Source organism: Mycobacterium sp. NPDC004974 (genome assembly GCF_053600815.1).
In genome coordinates, this window is the sequence record NZ_JBSGAQ010000007.1 from 312,254 (window position 1) to 330,046 (window position 17,793).

Consider the following 17,793-nt stretch of genomic DNA (forward strand, 5'->3'; position numbering starts at 1 on the left):
GTATCGGCAGAGTCAACGTGCGCCAAGGCGATGGCAGTCTGGAAGGCGCCCTGCAGGCTGTGGTTGCGCACGTCGCCGAGGAACAACGCCCCACCGGGTGCCAGCAGTTCCATGGCCTTGTCCATCACGTCGGTCAGATATCCGGCGTTGGGGAAGTACTGGACCACCGAGTTGATGATGATCGTGTCGAAATGCCCCGCCGGCAAGCCGTCGACGACATCGGCCGGCTGCACCTGCAGCCGCACCCGGTCCCCCCACTGCTGCCCGGCCACGGCCCTCTGCAACGTCTGGATGGTCGGCGCGGAAAAGTCTGTGCCCCAATATTCTTCGGACTCGGGGGCCACCTGCGCGAGTATCAGGCCTGAACCGACACCGATCTCCAGCACCCGACGCGGGCGCAGAGCCAGGATCCGACTGACGGCCCCCGCCCGCCACTCCCGCATCTGATCGAGTGGAATCGGCTGCCCGGTGTAACTGCTGTTCCAACCACGGAAGTCGCTGCCGAACTCCTCCGCCTCGCCCCCGGCATCATAGAGCTCGTCATACAGTTGCTGCCACTGATCGACAACCTCGGCCTCATGGTCGGCGGTGCTCGAGCGCTCCAGGCTGACGTAGGCGACCAGGTGATCGGCCGTGTCGGTGTGGTGCACCGCCGCCGCGGCCCGGCCGACCTGCGGGCAGGCCAACAGGGTGTTCTCGATCTCCCCCAACTCGATGCGCTGCCCGCGCAGCTTGACCTGGGCGTCGGCGCGCCCCAGATACTCGAGTGCCCCCCAGGCCGTCCAGCGCACCAGGTCGCCGCTGCGGTACATCCGCGACCCTGGCCCGCCAAAGGGGTTGGCCACGAATCGATCTGCGGTCAGGTCCGCCCGGCCCACGTAACCGCGCGCCACCGCCGGACCAGCCAGATACAGCTCGCCCACCACTCCGACGGGGGCCGCGTTCAGCCGCGCATCGAGTACCAGCGTGCGAACCCCGGTGATCGGGGTGCCGATGTCCACCGGTTGTCCCGCCGTCAGCGCCGGTGTGCAGCTGGCCCAGATGGTGATCTCGGTAGGCCCGTATCCGTTGTACATCAGCCGGCCCGGTGCCCAGGCGGCGACCAACTCCGCCGGCAAGGCCTCCCCGACCGTGATCACCGTCTTCAACCCGTCCAGCCGGGCCCGGTCCAGCGTCTCCAGCACCGTCGGCGTGAACACCGCCACATCGACGCGCTGATCCGCGATCACGGAAGTCAGTGCTTCGCCGGCGTAGGAATCAGGCGGTGCCACCACCAGCGCGGCAGCCATGTCCACGGCCAACAGCCACTCGTACACCGAGGCATCGAACGTCGGTGCGGCCACCGTCAACACCCGCGAATCCGCACGTATCGCGAAGCACTTTCGGTGGGCCGCCGCCACTCCCCACAGACCTGCGTGGCTGACCGCCACGCCCTTGGGAGTGCCCGTGGACCCCGAGGTGAAGATGACATAGGCGACGGCATCGACAGTCAACGGCGCCAATCGGTCCGCATCGGTGATCGGGGCGGCACTGTGTCCCGACACGTCCAGGGTGTCGAGGCGCAACACCGGGCGGCTCCCGGTGCCCTCCAGGGTGTCCGCTCCACAGATCAGCACGCAGGAGGCCTCAGCGGTGTTGAGGACCGTGGCGATCCGCTCAGCCGGGTGCCCCGGATCCACGGGTACATAAGCCCCACCGGCCTTGAGCACCGCCCACCACGCCACAAGCAATTCGGCGCACCGGGCGACAGCCACACCCACCGTGCGTTCCGGGCCCACTCCGATCGCGATCAGCTCCCGCGCCAACCGGCTCGACGCCTCGTCCAGCTCGCGATACGACAGCTGGCGGGTACCGTCGACGATCGCCGGGGCATCCGGAGCGGCTGTGACCGCGGCAGCCAACAACTGGTCACCCAGACCCACGGCCGCATTGACCTCAGCGCCAGACCACCTGTACAGCATCTGGTCCCGCTCATCGGGGTCCAGCAGGCTCACGTCGCCCACCACCACCGACGAGTCGGCCACGACAGCCTCGACCACCCGCCCGAACCAAACCACGAACCGCTCGATGCTGGAACGGTCGTACAGATCCATCGCATAGGTCACCATGCCGGCGGCCATCGGCACGTCCGGGTCCTCGCCGGGCACCTCCCGCAGGTCGATGTCCAAGTCGAACTTCGCGGTCCGGATATCGGCCGCCAGCCCCTCGACGGTGACTCCGTCGATGTCCAGAACTTCGGGACGCTTGTTGTTCTGGAACACCAAGGCGGCCTGGAACAGTGGGTGATGCGACGTGGAACGCACCGGGTTGAGTTGCTCGACCAACCGCTCGAACGGCACGTCCTGATTGCCGTAGGCATCCAGCGCCTTCTGCCGCACCTGCTCAAGTACCTCGCCGAAGCGCAGCCCGGACTTCACCCCGACCCGCAACACCCAGGTGTTGACGAAGAATCCGACCAACTCGTCGAGCGCCTGGTCCATCCGTCCGGCGATCGGGGTTCCCAGAGCCACGTCGTCACCGGCGCCGGCGCGGTGCAACACCACCGCCGTGACAGCCTGCAACACCATCGAGACTGTCGTATTGTGCGCTGCGGCAACCTCCTTGACCCCGGCCCACAGCTGCGGGTCGATGCTCAGGTCAACCGCCTCGCCACGGTAGGTGGGTGCCGGCGGACGGGGCCGATCCGCCGGCAACGACACCACCTCGGGCAGGTCCGCCAACTCGTGACGCCAGTAGTCCAGCTGACCGGCGATCACACTGTCGGGATCGGACTCCGAACCCAGCCACTCCTGTTGCCACAGAGTGTAATCCGCGTACTGCACCGGCAACGGCGCCCACTCGGGAGCCCGGCCGGTACTGCGGCCGGCATAGGCCACCCCCACGTCGCGCACCATCGGGGCCATCGACCAACCGTCGAAAGCGATGTGATGCAGCACGAGCGCCAGCACATACCGCTGCGGGCCCACCTCGTAGATCTGGGCCCGGATCGGAATCTCGGTGGCCAGATCGAACCGGTACGCGGCCAGCGCGGTGAGCGCGCCCATCACATCGGACTCCGGCAGCGGTATGACGGCCGGGCCACCACGCCGCCACATCCCCGCCTCGGCGGGCAACACCTTCTGGACGGCCACCCCGTCGGTGTCCGGGAAGACGGTCCGCAGCGCCTCGTGCCGGGCGATCACATCATCGATCGCGGCATCCAGCGCATCGACATCCAACGGTCCGTTGATCCGCAGCGCGGTCGGCATGTTGTAGGTGGCAGCTCCGCCCTCGAACCGGTTGAGGAACCACAACCGTTGCTGCGCATAGGAAAGCGGCACCGCCTCGGGCCGCTCTCTGGCTGCCAGCGGGGTACGGCGGCCCGACCCCTCGCCGATGTGTGGTGCCAGCTGGGCCACCGTCGGCGAATCGAAGATCGCACGGACCGCAAGCCCCGAATCCAGGCTCGTGTTGGCCGCGGCGATCACCCGCATCGCCAACAGCGAGTCACCCCCGAGATCGAAGAACGAATCATCGACCCCGACCCGTTCCAAACCCAATACCTGGGCGTAAATCCCGGCCAGGATCTCCTCGGTGGGACTGGACGGGGCCCGGTACCGGTCACCATCGGTATATTCCGGTGCCGGCAGAGCTCGCTTGTCGAGCTTGCCGTTAACCGTCAACGGCAAGGCCTCGAGTACCACCACAGCCGTGGGGATCATGTAGCTCGGCAGCCGTTCGGCCAGCGCGGCGCGCGCCGCGGCCGGATCGACTGCCCCGGCGACCAATTCGGTGACATAGCCGACCAGACGCTTGTCACCCGGCCGGTCTTCACGGGCGATCACCACCGCCTGCTCGACCCCGGCCACCTCGGACAGCGCCACCCGCACTTCACCGAGTTCGATGCGGTACCCGCGGATCTTGACCTGCTCGTCAGCACGCCCGGCATACCGCAGTTGCCCGTCGGGCCCCCAGGACGCCAGGTCCCCGGTGCGGTACATCCGTTGTCCTGATGACCCGTTGCCGGCGAACGGGCAGGCCACGAACCGCGATGCGCTCAGTCCGGGCCGACGCCAGTACCCGATGCCCTGGCCGGTGCCTGCCACATACAACTCCCCCACCACCCCGACCGGCGGCGGGCGCAGCCACTTGTCCAGCACGAAGAAACTGAGATGGGTCAGCGGCACCCCGACGGGACTGACCACGCTGGCGGTGTCAGCCTCGACGATCTCCCGGAACGAGGCGTGCACCGTCGTCTCGGTGGTTCCGTACAGGTTGAGCAGGCGCGGCGACCCCGCGGGATGGTTTGCCAGCCATGGCTCCAGGCGCTGAGGTTCGAGCGCCTCGCCGGCGAAGACCACGGTCTTGAGCTGGAGCTGCCGGCCCAGGTCGGGCTGCTGGGCCTCCGCTGCCTGGAGCGCATAGAACGCCGAGGGGGTCTGGCTGAGCACGGTGACCTCTTCGGTCACCAACAGCGCGAGTAGGTCCGCTGCCGAGCGGGTCACCTCCTCGGAGACCACCACCAACCGGCCACCGGCCAGGAGTGCGCCCCAGATCTCGAACACGGAAACGTCGAACGCATAGGAATGCCACTGCGACCACACACCGGCACGCTCGACATCGGCATCCAGCGACTCCAGCAGCTCGGTCACGTTGTGATGCGTGATCGCCACGCCCTTGGGCACACCGGTGGTGCCCGAGGTGTAGATCAGGTACGCCATGTCATCGGCGGCAGGCGCCGCATCCAGCGGTGCGCTGGGCTGGTCATCGATGCGGGAATCTTCGACGTCGATGACCACCAGGTCTGTGCACCCGGCCAACCGCGCGGCCAACCCACCTGTCACGAGTGCCACGGCAGGTGCGGCGTCAGTGAGCATGAACTCGACCCGTGCATCGGGATGCATCGGATCGATCGGCAGATACGCCGCACCAGACTTGAGCACCGCCAGAATCGACACGATCGCCTCAACCGACCGGTTCACCAACAACGCCACACACCGACCCGGACCCGCACCCTGAGCAACCAACAAGTGCGCCAACCGATTCGACGCCTCATCCAACTCCCGATACGACACCGAACGACCCGCAAACGACACCGCCACCGCATCCGGAACCCGCTCCACCTGTACCGCGAACAACACCGGAATCGACGCAGAACCCGACACCGAGCGGGTCGCCGGCCGGTTCAGGGCTGCACGGTTGCTCCAATCATCGAGCTGGGAGTGCTCGCCCTCGTCGAGCAGGTCCATCGACGACAAGCGCCGGGTGAGATCCGCGGTCATGCCTGCCCCCCGGGTTCTGCGGTCAGCACCATGAGTACTCTCCTTAACCGCTCGACCAGCTTGTCGATGCTGGCGGCGTCGAAGACATCGGTTCTGAATTCCACTCCGCCACCGATACCGGCCGGCTCACCGTCGGGGGTCCACCGTTCGGACAGGGAGAACACCAAATCCATCCGGGCCGCATGGGTTTCGGCAGACAGCGGCGCGATCTGCACATCGCCCAGCGCGACATCGACCGCTGGGTCCCCGGCGAAGTTCTGCCACGCCAGGAGCACCTGCACCAGCGGATGACGCGCCAGCGACCGGGCCGGGTTGAGTCGCTCCACCAGCACGTCGAACGGCACATCCTGGTGGTCGAACGCCGACAGACTGCGCTGGCGTACCTGACTCAACAGTTCGTCGATGGTGGGGTCTCCCGACAGGTCCACCCGTAGCACCAACGTGTTGACGAAGAAACCGACCAACTCATCGAGCTGGGGCTCGCCGCGACCTGCTATCGCGATCCCAACCGCCACATCGGAACTGGCGCTCAGCTGCGACAGCAACACCGCCAGGGCGGCCTGCACCACCATGAAGCTGGTCGCGTTGTGCTCCCGAGCCGTCCGGGCCACCTGCTGCTGCAGCTGGGCCGGCCAGTCGACCGTCACACTTGCCCCGCGGTAGTCCGCCACCGGCGGATAAGGCCGATCCGTCGGCAACTCCAGGCGCTCGGGCATCCCGGCGAGCGCCTCCTGCCAGTACGCCAACTGTCCGGAGATCACGCTGTCGGGATCCTCCTCGGATCCCAGCCAATCCTGTTGCCAGAGCGTGTAGTCGATGTACTGCACCGGCAGCGGTGCCCAGTCCGGGGCCTGACCGGCGCATCGGCCGGCGTACGCCACCCCGAGGTCGGCCACCAGCGGGGTCACCGACCAGCCGTCAGCGGCAATATGGTGCGCGACCGCCACCAATACGTGATCGTCGGGCCCCAAACGGAAAAGCGTTGCCCGCAGCGGGATCTCAGTGGCCAGATCGAAGGTGTGGCACACCGCGGCGTGCACGGCCGCCGACAGCTGCTCGGCAGTCCATCCGGCCGCATCGACGATCTGCCAACCGAAGTCGGCCTGCTCGGCCGGCACGACCACCTGCCGGGGGATCCCCTCGACAGCCGGGAACAACGTGCGCAGGCCCTCCTGGCGGCCCACCACATCGGCCAGCGCCGCGCCCAGGGCCTCCACGTCCAACGCCCCGGTGATCCGCAACGCGGTGGGCATGTTGTAGACCGGTGACGGCCCCTGCAATTGGTTGAAGAACCACAACCGTTGCTGCGCATAGGACAACGGCACCACCTCGGGCCGTTGTTGCGCCGTCAACGGGGTACGGCGGCCCGAACTCTCGCCGATCCGCGGCGCCAGCTCGGATACCGATGGGGCGTCGAACACCGCGCGCACCGCGAGGCCGGCATCGAGACTCGTGTTGACCGCGGAGATCAGCCGCATCGCCGACAGCGAGTCACCGCCGAGGTCGAAGAACGAATCATCGACCCCGACCCGCTCCAACCCCAGCACCTGCGCATAGATTCCGGCGAGGATCTCCTCGACCGCGTTGGTCGGGGCGCGGTATCCGTCACCATCGGCGTAGTCCGGAGCCGGCAGGGCGCGCTTGTCGAGTTTGCCGTTGACGGTCAGCGGTAGCTGCTCGAGTGCGACGACCGCCGCGGGCACCATATAGCCGGGCAGCCGCTGCGCGAGCGCAGCGCGCACCTGCACCGGATCCGCGGCACCGGTGAGGTAACCGACCAGACGCTTGTCACCCGGACGGTCCTCACGGGCGATCACCACCGCCTGCTCCACGCCGTCCAGATCCGCCAGAGCGGTCTGTATCTCACCCAACTCGATCCGGTAGCCACGGATCTTGACCTGCTCATCGGCGCGCCCGGCATAACGCAACTCACCGGCGGTGTCCCAGGACACCAGATCGCCGGTGCGGTACATCCGTTGTCCTGACGACCCGTTGCCGGCGAACGGGCAGGCCACGAACCGCGCGGCGGTCAAACCACCGCGGCGCACATATCCGACGCCCAGACCTGTTCCGGCCACATACAATTCACCCACCACGCCCGGGGGTACCGGACGCAACCACTTGTCCAGCACGAAGAACCCTAGATGCGCGAGCGGAACACCGATCGGACTCACCGCCCTGCCGATGTCACCGTCGAAGATCTCCCGGAACGAGGCGTGCACGGTCGTCTCGGTGATCCCGTACATGTTGATCATCCGTGGTGTCCCGGCGGGATGGCTGGACAGCCACGGCTCGAGCCGCTGAGGTTCGAGTGCCTCACCACCGAACACCACGGTCTCGAGCTTGAGCTGCCGGCCCAGGTCGGGCTGCTGAGTGTCAGCGACCTGAAGGGCGTAGAACGCGGACGGGGTCTGACTGAGCACGGTGACCTGCTCGGTCGCCAACAGCGCGTGCAGTTCCTGCGGCGAGCGGGTGACGTCCTCGGGAACCACCACCAGCCGGCCGCCGGCCAGCAGCGGGCCCCAGAGCTCCCACACCGAGTAATCGAAGGCATAGGAGTGGCATTGCGACCACACACCGGCACGCTCGACATCGGCATCCAGCGACTCCAGCAGTTCGGTCACGTTGTGATGCGTGATCGCCACACCCTTGGGCACACCGGTGGTGCCCGAGGTGTAGATCAGGTACGCGATGTCATCGGAGGCCGGCTCCGGCAGCTGTGTGGCCGGGTAGGTCTCGATGCGGGGGTCGTCGACATCGATGACCGGCACATCGCGCCCGTGCAGTCGGTCGGCCAAGCCCGGCGAGGTGATCGCCATGATCGGGGCGGCGTCAGTGAGCATGAATTCGACCCGTGCATCGGGATGCATCGGATCGATCGGCAGATACGCCGCACCAGACTTGAGCACCGCCAGAATCGACACGATCGCCTCAACCGACCGGTTCACCAACAACGCCACACACCGACCCGGACCCGCACCCTGAGCAACCAACAAGTGCGCCAACCGATTCGACGCCTCATCCAACTCCCGATACGACACCGAACGACCCGCAAACGACACCGCCACCGCATCCGGAACCCGCTCCACCTGTACCGCGAACAACGCCGGAATCGACGCAGAACCCGACACCGACCGGGCCAACACCGCGCGGTTACCCAGCTCCCCGAGTCGCGAGCGTTCGCCTTCGTCGAGCAGGTCCACCGAGGACACCGTGCGGGCCGGGTCGGCGGTCACCGCGGCCAGCACCCGCCGCAACCGATCGATCAGGATGTGGATGCTTGCGGTGTCGAACACATCGGTGCGGAACTCCACCATCCCGGAGATCCCCGCATGCGCACCGTCGGATGTCCAACGTTCGGACAGAGACAGCGCCAAATCCATTCGGGCCGTGTGAGTTTCCGCCGCAATCGGGCTGACCTGCACATCTCCCAACGTCAGTCCCGCGGCCGGATCGCTGTGCTGCCACGGCAGGTTCTGCCAGGCCAGCATGACCTGTACCAGCGGGTGGTGGGTCAGGCTGCGGGTCGGATTGACCCGATCGACCAATACTTCGAAGGGCACATCCTGATGCTCATAGGCGCCCAGGGCGCGCCGACGCACCTGCGTCAACAGGTCGGCCACGGTGGGATCCCCGGCCAGGTCGACCCGTAGTACCAGCGTGTTGACGAAGAAGCCGACCAGTTCATCGAGTTCGGGCTCACCGCGACCGGCGATGGTAATTCCGACGGCCACATCCGAGCTGGCGCTCAGTTGGGACAGCAGGACGGCCAACGCGGTCTGCACCACCATGAAGCTGGTCACGTTGTGTTCACGGGCGACCCGGGCGACCTGCTGCTGCAGCTGTGCCGGCCATTCCACCAGCACGCTGGCCCCACGGTAGTCCGCCACCGGCGGGTACGGCCGGTCCGTCGGCAACTCCAGACGCTCGGGGAGCCCGGCGAGTTCCTGCTCCCAGTAGGCCAACTGCTCGGTGATCCGGCTGTCGGTGTCCTCCAGATCACCGAGCTGTGCACGCTGCCACAGCGTGTAGTCCACGTACTGCACGGGCAGCGGCTCCCAATCGGGAGCCCGTCCCGAGGTTCGGCTGGCGTAGGCGGCCCCGAGATTCGCCACCAACGGTGCCACCGACCAGCCGTCGGCGGCGATGTGGTGCACCACCGCCACCAGCACATGCTCGTCGGCACAGGTGCGGAACAGCGTGGCCCGCAACGGAATTTCGTGCCCCAGGTCGAAACTGCGACGGGCAGCCGCGCCGATGGCGTCATCGAGCTGGTCCGCCGACCATCCACCGGCATCGACGATCTGCCATCCGAAATCGGCCTGCTCGGCGGGTACCACGACCTGCCGGGAAACCCCGTCGACCGACTGGAACATCGTGCGCAGGCTCTCCTGTCGACCCACCACATCGGCCAGCGCCGCTCCGAGGGCATCGGCATCCAGGTGGCCGTTCAGTCGAAGCCCCACGGCCATGTTGTAGATCGGCGACGGCCCCTGCAGCTGTTCGAGGAACCACAGGCGCTGTTGGGCGTAGGACAACGGGATGCGTTGCGGGCGGGTCAGCACCTGAATCGGTGGCCGGGCCGCCCGCCCCTGGTTACGGTCGAGGTAGTCGGCCAGGCGGCCGACGGCGGGAGCGTCGAAGAGGTACCGCACCGGAACGTCCCTGCCCAGTGCCGACTGCAACCGTGCGCACACCCGGGTGGCGATCAACGAGTCACCGCCGAGGGCGAAGAAGTCGTCATCGAGGCCCACCCGGTCCAGGCCGAGCACCTCGGTGAAGACCTCGGCGACGGTCTTCTCGGTCGGAGTCTGTGGGGCCCGGAATACCGTGGCGGCAAACACCGGCTCCGGCAAGCCTTTACGGTCGATCTTGCCGGACGTGGTCAGCGGGAACTCCTCGAGCACCACGATCTGGCTCGGCACCATGTACTCGGGCAACCGTGCACCCAACCACTGCCGTACCGCGCTGACTTTGCTGTTGGTGTCGGGATCGTTGGCGTAGGTGCTGCGCTGCCGGGACTCGGCCGCAGGCAGGTACAGGTCGGTCAGCACTCGACGGTGCCCCCGTCGGGTGGTGTCGATGAAGACCGCGTCGACGGTGCCGGGTTCCGCACCCCACGTCACCGCGACCTGATAGCCGTCGTCCTCGCCGAGCCGGTACAACTGTTCCGGGGTCACCGCGTCATCGGGGGTGGGGAGGGCTTCACCCGCCGACCTGCCTGCGGCCAGGGCCTGTTCGATGGCGACATCGGCGATCACCCCGCCGCGCGGAATCGCGGCGACCCGCACGGCCGCCGGACGTTGCGTCGTCAATTCGGTGTGCAACCCGCTCAGGCCCGCACAGTGCTCCCACATCCACACCGGCGCACCGGCGAGCGAGCACATCGCCGTCGGCGTCTTGTGGACGACGACGTCGTAGCGGTACCGGCTCAACTCGTTGTCGGCCATACCGCGCTTGACTTCGATGCCCACCCCGGCCGTTGCGCCGTTCCCGGCCGCCCAGTTGGTGAAGAACTCAGGAGCCAAGAGCAACTCGGGCTCACCGAGCACCGCGCGCTGCACCTTCTGGCGGATCTCGTCGGTGTCGGCATCCGCATCGCTGCGGGCGAGCGCGATTCCAGTCTGGAATGCGCCCTGCAGGCTGTGGTTGCGCACGTCGCCGATGAACAGGGCACCCCCGGGCGCCAACAGTTCCACGGCCTTGTCCATCACCTCGGTCAGATATCCGGCGTTGGGGAAGTACTGGACGACCGAGTTGATGATGATCGTGTCGAAGTGGCCCAGCGGCAATCCATCGATCACGTCGGCCGGCTGCGCCTGCAACCGCACCCGATCGCCCCACGGCTGGCCGGCGACGGCCACCTGCAGCTTCGCGATGGTCGGTGCGGAAAAGTCTGTGCCCCAATACTCCACGGATTGGGGGGCCACCTTCGCCAGCATGAGGCCCGAGCCGACACCGATCTCCAGCACCCGCCGCGGTTTCAGGCCGAGGATGCGATCCACGGCCGTCGCACGCCATTCGGCCATCTCCGGCAAGGGGATCGGCTGCCCGGTGTAGCTGCTGTTCCAACCTCGGAAGTCACTGCCGAACTCGACCACCTCGAGATCAGCGTCATACAGCTCGTCATAGATCTGCTGCCACTGATCGACGACTTCCGCCTCGTGATCGGCGGTGCTCGTGTGATCCAGGCTGACGTAGGCAACGAGATGATCAGCGGCCTCGCTGTGGAAGACGGTGGCGGCGGCCCGGGCAACCTGGGGGCAGGCCAGCAGGGTGTTCTCGATCTCCCCTAGTTCCAGCCGCTGGCCGCGCAGTTTGATCTGCGCGTCGGCCCGGCCCAGGTACTCGAGGCTTCCCGCCGGGGTCCAGCGCACCAGGTCTCCGGTGCGATACATGCGGGTTCCGCGAGCTCCAAAGGGGTTGGCCACGAACCGGTCCGCCGTCAGGTCGGGCCGGCCGACATAACCGCGAGCCACCCCCGGGCCGGCCAGATACAGCTCACCGACCACCCCTACCGGTGCGGGGTGCATCCGCGCATCCAGCACCTGTGCGCACACACCCGCGATCGGGGCGCCGATCCGCACGGGTTCTCCGGATCTGAGCGCACTCCAGATCGACCAGATGGTGACCTCGGTCGGTCCGTAGGCGTTGAACATCGCCCGTCCGGGTGCCCACGCCGCCACCAGCTCCGCAGGGCACGCCTCGCCACCCGTGACCAGGGTGGTCAACCCGTCCAGTCGGGTCCGGTCCAGCGTTGCCACCACCGTCGGGGTGATCAACGCGGCATCAACGCGCTGATCCTCGATCACGGCGGTCAATGCTTCTCCGGCATAGGAATCCGGCGCTGCCACCACCAGCGCGGCGCCGGAGGACACCGCCCACAGCCACTCGAACACCGAGGCATCGAACGTCGGTGCGGCCACCATCAGCACCCGCGCGCCCGGGGCCACCCCCCACAATTCGCGATGTGCCGCGGCTTCACCCTGCAGACCCGCGTGGCTGATCGCCACGCCCTTGGGCGTCCCGGTGGAACCGGACGTGAAGATCACGTAGGCGGCATCGTCGATATCCAACGGCGCCAACCGATCCACGTCGGTGATCGGCTCGGACGACCAGCCCGACAGATCGATATCATCGGTCCGCAGCACGGGTCGAGTCCCGGCGCCGGACAGCGTGTCGGTGTCGCGAGTCAGCACACACACGGCGTCGACGGTGTCGAACACCGCGGCGATCCGCTCAGCCGGATGCGACCGATCCACCGGCACATACACCCCACCCGCCTTGAGCACCGCCCACCACGCCACTACCAACTCAGCACAGCGGCCCATCGCCACGCCCACCGCACGCTCCGGACCAACCCCTGCACCGATCAACACCCGAGCCAACCGGTTCGACACCTCATCCAGCTCTCGATACGACAACACCCGCTGCCCATCGACAACCGCCACACCATCCGGATCCGCCGCCACCGCCGCCGCCAACAACTCCGAACCCAACCCGACCGGAGCACCCACACCCGAACCAGACCAGTTCTGCAACACCAGATCCCGCTCGGCAGGATCCAGCAGACCCACCTCACCCACCACGACTGACGAGTCCGCCACCACAACCTCAAGCACCCGACCGAACCAACCCACCAACCGCTCGATACTGGACCGGTCATACAAATCCGTGGCATAGGTGACCATCCCGGCAGCACCTTCGCCGGGCACATCCCGCAGATCGATGTCCAGATCCCATTTGGCGGTGTGGGTTTCGGCCACCAGTGCCTCGACCTCGGCACCGGCCAGGGCAACGTCCGGGCGCACGTTGTTCTGGAACACCATCGCGACCTGGAAGAGCGGGTGGTGCGAGGTGGAGCGCGTCGGGTTGAGCCGCTCCACGAGCCGCTCGAAGGGCACGTCCTGGTTGCTGTAGGCGTCCAGAGCCTTCTGGCGCACCTGCTCCACCACATCGCTGAAGCGCAGCCCCGAACCGACCCTCACGCGCAGCACCCAGGTGTTGACGAAGAACCCGACCAACTCATCGAGCGCGGCGTCGGTCCGCCCGGCGATCGGGGTGCCCAGCGCCACGTCCTCGCCGACGCCGGCCCGCTGCAACACCACCGCCATCGCGGCCTGCAACACCATCGACACCGTCGCGTTGTGCGCCGCGGCAACCGCCTTGACCCCGGCCCACAGTTCCTGGTCGATGTGTATCGGTACCCGGTCGCCGTGGTAGCTGGGTACCGGCGGACGCGGCCGGTCGGCCGGCAACGACACCACCTCGGGCAGGTCGGCCAACTCCCGGCGCCAGTACCCCAACTGCGCGGCGATCACGCTGTCGGGATCGGACTCCGAACCCAGCCACTCCTGCTGCCACAGTGTGTAATCCGCGTACTGCACCGGCAACGGCGCCCACTCGGGAGCCTGTCCGGCACACCGGCTCGCGTAAGCCACTCCGACATCCCGCACCATCGGGGCCATCGACCAGCCGTCAAATACGATGTGATGCAAGACGATCGCCAGCAGGTACTGCTCGTGACCCATCTGATAGATCTGGGCCCGGATCGGGATCTCGGCCGACAGGTCGAAGCGGTACCCCGCCAACGCCACCAGCTCGGAGGCGGCATCGGTCTCCGACACCGACACCACCGCAGGACCACCACGGCGCCACAACCCCGCCTCGGCGGGCAACACCTTCTGGAAAGCGACCCCGTCGATGTCGGGGAAGACGGTACGCAGCGACTCATGTCGGGCGATCACATCGTCCAGGGCTGCACCCAGCGCCTCGACGTCGAGCGCACCGTTGATCCGGAACGCCGTCGGCATGTTGTAGGTCGCGGCCCCGTCCTCGAACCGGTTGAGGAACCACAACCGGCTCTGCGCAAACGACAACGGGACGACCGCGGGACGTTCGCCGGCCACCAAAGCCTTTCGCGTGTTGGAGCCCTCACCGATCCGGGGGGCCAACTCCGCCACCGTGGGCGCATCGAACAACGTCCGCACCGCCAGCCCGGAATCCAGACTGGTGTTGATCGCCGCGATCACCCGCATCGCCAGCAGTGAGTCACCGCCGAGATCGAAGAACGAGTCGTCCACCCCGACCCGCTCCAACCCCAGCACCTGGGCATAGATGCCGACCAGGATCTCTTCGGTAGGGCCGGACGGGCCACGGTACAGGGCGGCGCCCTGGTACTCGGGTATCGGCAGGGCCCGCGCATCCAACTTGCCGCTGACGGTCAACGGCAGTGCGTCGAGCAACACCACTGCGGCCGGCACCATGTAGCTCGGCAACCGCTGCGTCAACGCGGCCCGTGCCTGGACCGGATCCGCCGTACCCGTGATGTAGGCGACGAGCCGCTTGTCACCGGGACGGTCCTCACGAGCGAGGACCACCGCCTGCTGCACCCCGGCCACTTCAGACAGGGCAGCGCGCACTTCACCGAGTTCGATGCGGTATCCGCGGATCTTCACCTGTTCATCGGCGCGGCCGAGGTACCGCAACTGCCCATCGGGGCCCCAGGAGACCAGATCGCCGGTGCGATACATGCGGGTTCCGGCCCCGCCGAACGGACACGCGAGGAATCGGGACCCGGTCAACCCCGGGCGGCGCAGGTAGCCCACACCCACACCCCGGCCGGCCACATACAGCTCGCCGATCACCCCGGGAGGCACCGGGCACAGCCGCTGATCCAGCACGAACAACGCCGCCGTCGATACCGGCGCACCGATCGGGACGACGTTGGGCCCATCTCCCCGGATCTTCTCCAAAGGCGCACTCATCGACGCATAGATCGTCGCCTCGGTGGGGCCGTAGGCGTTGATCACGACGCGCCCCGGTGCCCACTGGTCCACCACATCGGCGGGGCAGTCCTCACCACCCAGCAGCAACGCCACCGAATCCAAGCCCTCGGGCGAGAGCGCGGCCACCGCCGACGGGGTCTGAGTCAGCACATTGACCCGTTCGGACACCAGGAGGGCATGGAAATCGTTCGGCGATGCGGTCACCGCTTCGGGCACCACCACCAACCGGCCACCGGTCAGCAACGCGGCCCAGATCTCCCACACCGAGAAGTCGAACGCGTACGAGTGGCACTGCGTCCACACCTGTTCCACCGGTAGGGAGGCGGGCATCGAGTCGGCGACGTGAGCCAGGTTGCGGTGCGTGACCGCCACACCCTTCGGGGTGCCGGTGGTCCCCGAGGTGTAGATGAGGTAGGCGAGGTCGTCAGGAGTGGGCAACCCCGGCGACGACCTCGCCGTGTCCGGGCCGGCTGACAGCCGGGGATCATCGATATCGAGGGTCGCCACATCAGACCCGTCCAGCCGCTGCGCCAACCCGCCCGTGGTGAGCACGAGGACCGGAGCCGCATCGGCCAGCATGAACTGCATCCGCTCGTCGGGCACCACCGGGTCGATCGCCAGATACGCCGCTCCGGCCTTGAGCGCCGCCAGCATCGCCACGACCGCTCGTGCTGAACGATCGAGTAGCAACGCCACCGCGTCACCGGACGTCACCCCGGCAGCAATCAGCGCGTGCGCCAATCGATTTGATTCGACGTCGAGCTCCCGGTAGGTCAGCGCGCAGCCTTCGAAACTCACTGCGACCGCATCGGGGGCCCGAACCACCTGAGCGGCGAACAACGCCGGGATCGACATTGCCGCATCCGTCTGGTTCAGTACGGCCTGATTGCCGACCTGATCCAGTTGGGAATGTTCATCTTGATCGAGCACGTCGACCGACGACACCACCCGCGACGGATCAGCGGTGAACGCCACCAGCACCCGTTGCAGGCGTTCGACCAGGGTTTCGACGCTGGTGGCGTCGAAGACATCGGTGCGGAACTCCACCACCCCGGAGATGCCGGCCGGCTCGCCCTCGGGGGTCCACTGCTCAGCCAGCGAGAACGCCAGGTCCATACGGGCAGTGTTTGTTTCAGACGACAGCGGCGTGATTCGCAGGTCACCCAACGTCAGGTCAGCCGCCGGATCCCCACCAAAGTTCTGCCAAGCCAGCATGACCTGGATCAAGGGGTGGTGCGTCAGGCTGCGGGTCGGGTTGAGCCGGTCCACCAGCGCCTCGAAGGGCACGTCCTGATGCTCGTAGGCACCCAGGGCCTGCTGGCGCACCTGCGCCAGCAGGTCGGCCACGGTGGGATCTCCGGCGATGTCCACCCGCAGGACCAGCGTGTTGACGAAGAATCCGACCAACTCGTCGAGCGCCGACTCACCACGGCCGGCAATCGGGAATCCCACGGCCACATCAGAACTGGAGCTGTGCTTCGACAACAGCACCGCCAACGCGGCCTGCACTACCATGAAGCTGGTGACGTTGTGTTCGCGAGCCACCCGGGCGACCTGCTGCTGCAACTGCGCCGGCCAGTCCACCGCCACGCTGGAACCGCGGTAGTCCGCGGTCGGCGGGTACGGCCGATCCGTCGGCAACTCCAAGCGCTCGGGAAGCCCGGCCAACTCCTGCTCCCAATACGCGAGCTGACCGGCGATCACACTGTCGGGATCGGACTCCACACCAAGCCAATCCTGTTGCCACAACGTGTAGTCGGCGTATTGCACCGGCAACGGCATCCAATCGGGGGCCTGCCCGGCGACGCGACTGGTATAGGCCATGCCCAGGTCCGCCACAAACGGTGTCACCGACCAGCCGTCGGCAGCGATATGGTGCACCACCGTCACCAGCACATGTTCATCCTCGGAAACACGGAACAGCGTTGCCCGCAACGGAATCTCGGTGGACAGATCGAAGCTATGGCATACCACCGCGCTGACGGCTTCCTCCAGCCGGTCTGCCGGCCAATCACCGGCGGCGACGACCCGCCAACCGAAATCGGCCTGCTCTGCCGGTACCACCACCTGCCGCGGCACACCATCGGCCGCGACGATCAGCGTCCGCAGGCTCTCCTGCCGGGCGATGACATCAGCCAGAGACGCGCCCAACGCATCCGCATCCAGACTCCCCGTCAACCGCAGACCCACGGCCATGTTGTAGATGGGCGACGGCCCCTGCAACTGATCGAGGAACCACATACGCTTCTGTGCGTAGGACAGTGGAATGACTTCGGGGCGTTCACCGGCGACCAATGGTGCGCGCCGGTCGGCACTCTCACCGACGCGAGGTGCCAACTGGGCCACCGTCGGTGCATCGAACAAGGTGCGCACGGCAAGCCCGGCATCCAGACTGGTGTTGACCGCCGCGACGAGGCGCATCGCCGACAGGGAATCGCCGCCGAGGTCGAAGAACGAGTCATCCACCCCCACCCGATCCAACCCCAGCACCTGAGCGAAGATGCCGGCCAGGATCTCCTCGGTGGGAGTACCCGGCGCCCGGTAATGATCTGCGTCCGCATACTCCGGTGCCGGCAGGGCCCGCTTGTCCAACTTGCCGTTGACCGTCAACGGCAACTGCTCCAGCGCCACGACCGCCGCAGGCACCATATAACTCGGCAACCGCTGCGCCAACACAGCCCGCACCTGCACCGGATCCGCAACACCGGTCAGATAAGCCACCAGACGCTTCTCACCCGGACGGT

1 protein-coding gene and 1 pseudogene are annotated in these 17,793 nt (G+C 67.1%); both read right to left on the minus strand.

Annotated elements, in window-relative coordinates; genetic code table 11:
• Positions 1-65 precede the first annotated feature (65 nt).
• Positions 66-5,261, minus strand: a pseudogene (locus tag ACWEFV_RS18670) (amino acid adenylation domain-containing protein); the annotation flags it as partial.
• A partial coding sequence (locus ACWEFV_RS18675) for an amino acid adenylation domain-containing protein (protein ID WP_450071226.1) occupies positions 5,258-17,793 on the minus strand: 12,536 nt, incomplete at its 5' end. The gene ACWEFV_RS18675 and the pseudogene ACWEFV_RS18670, both read right to left, overlap by 4 nt.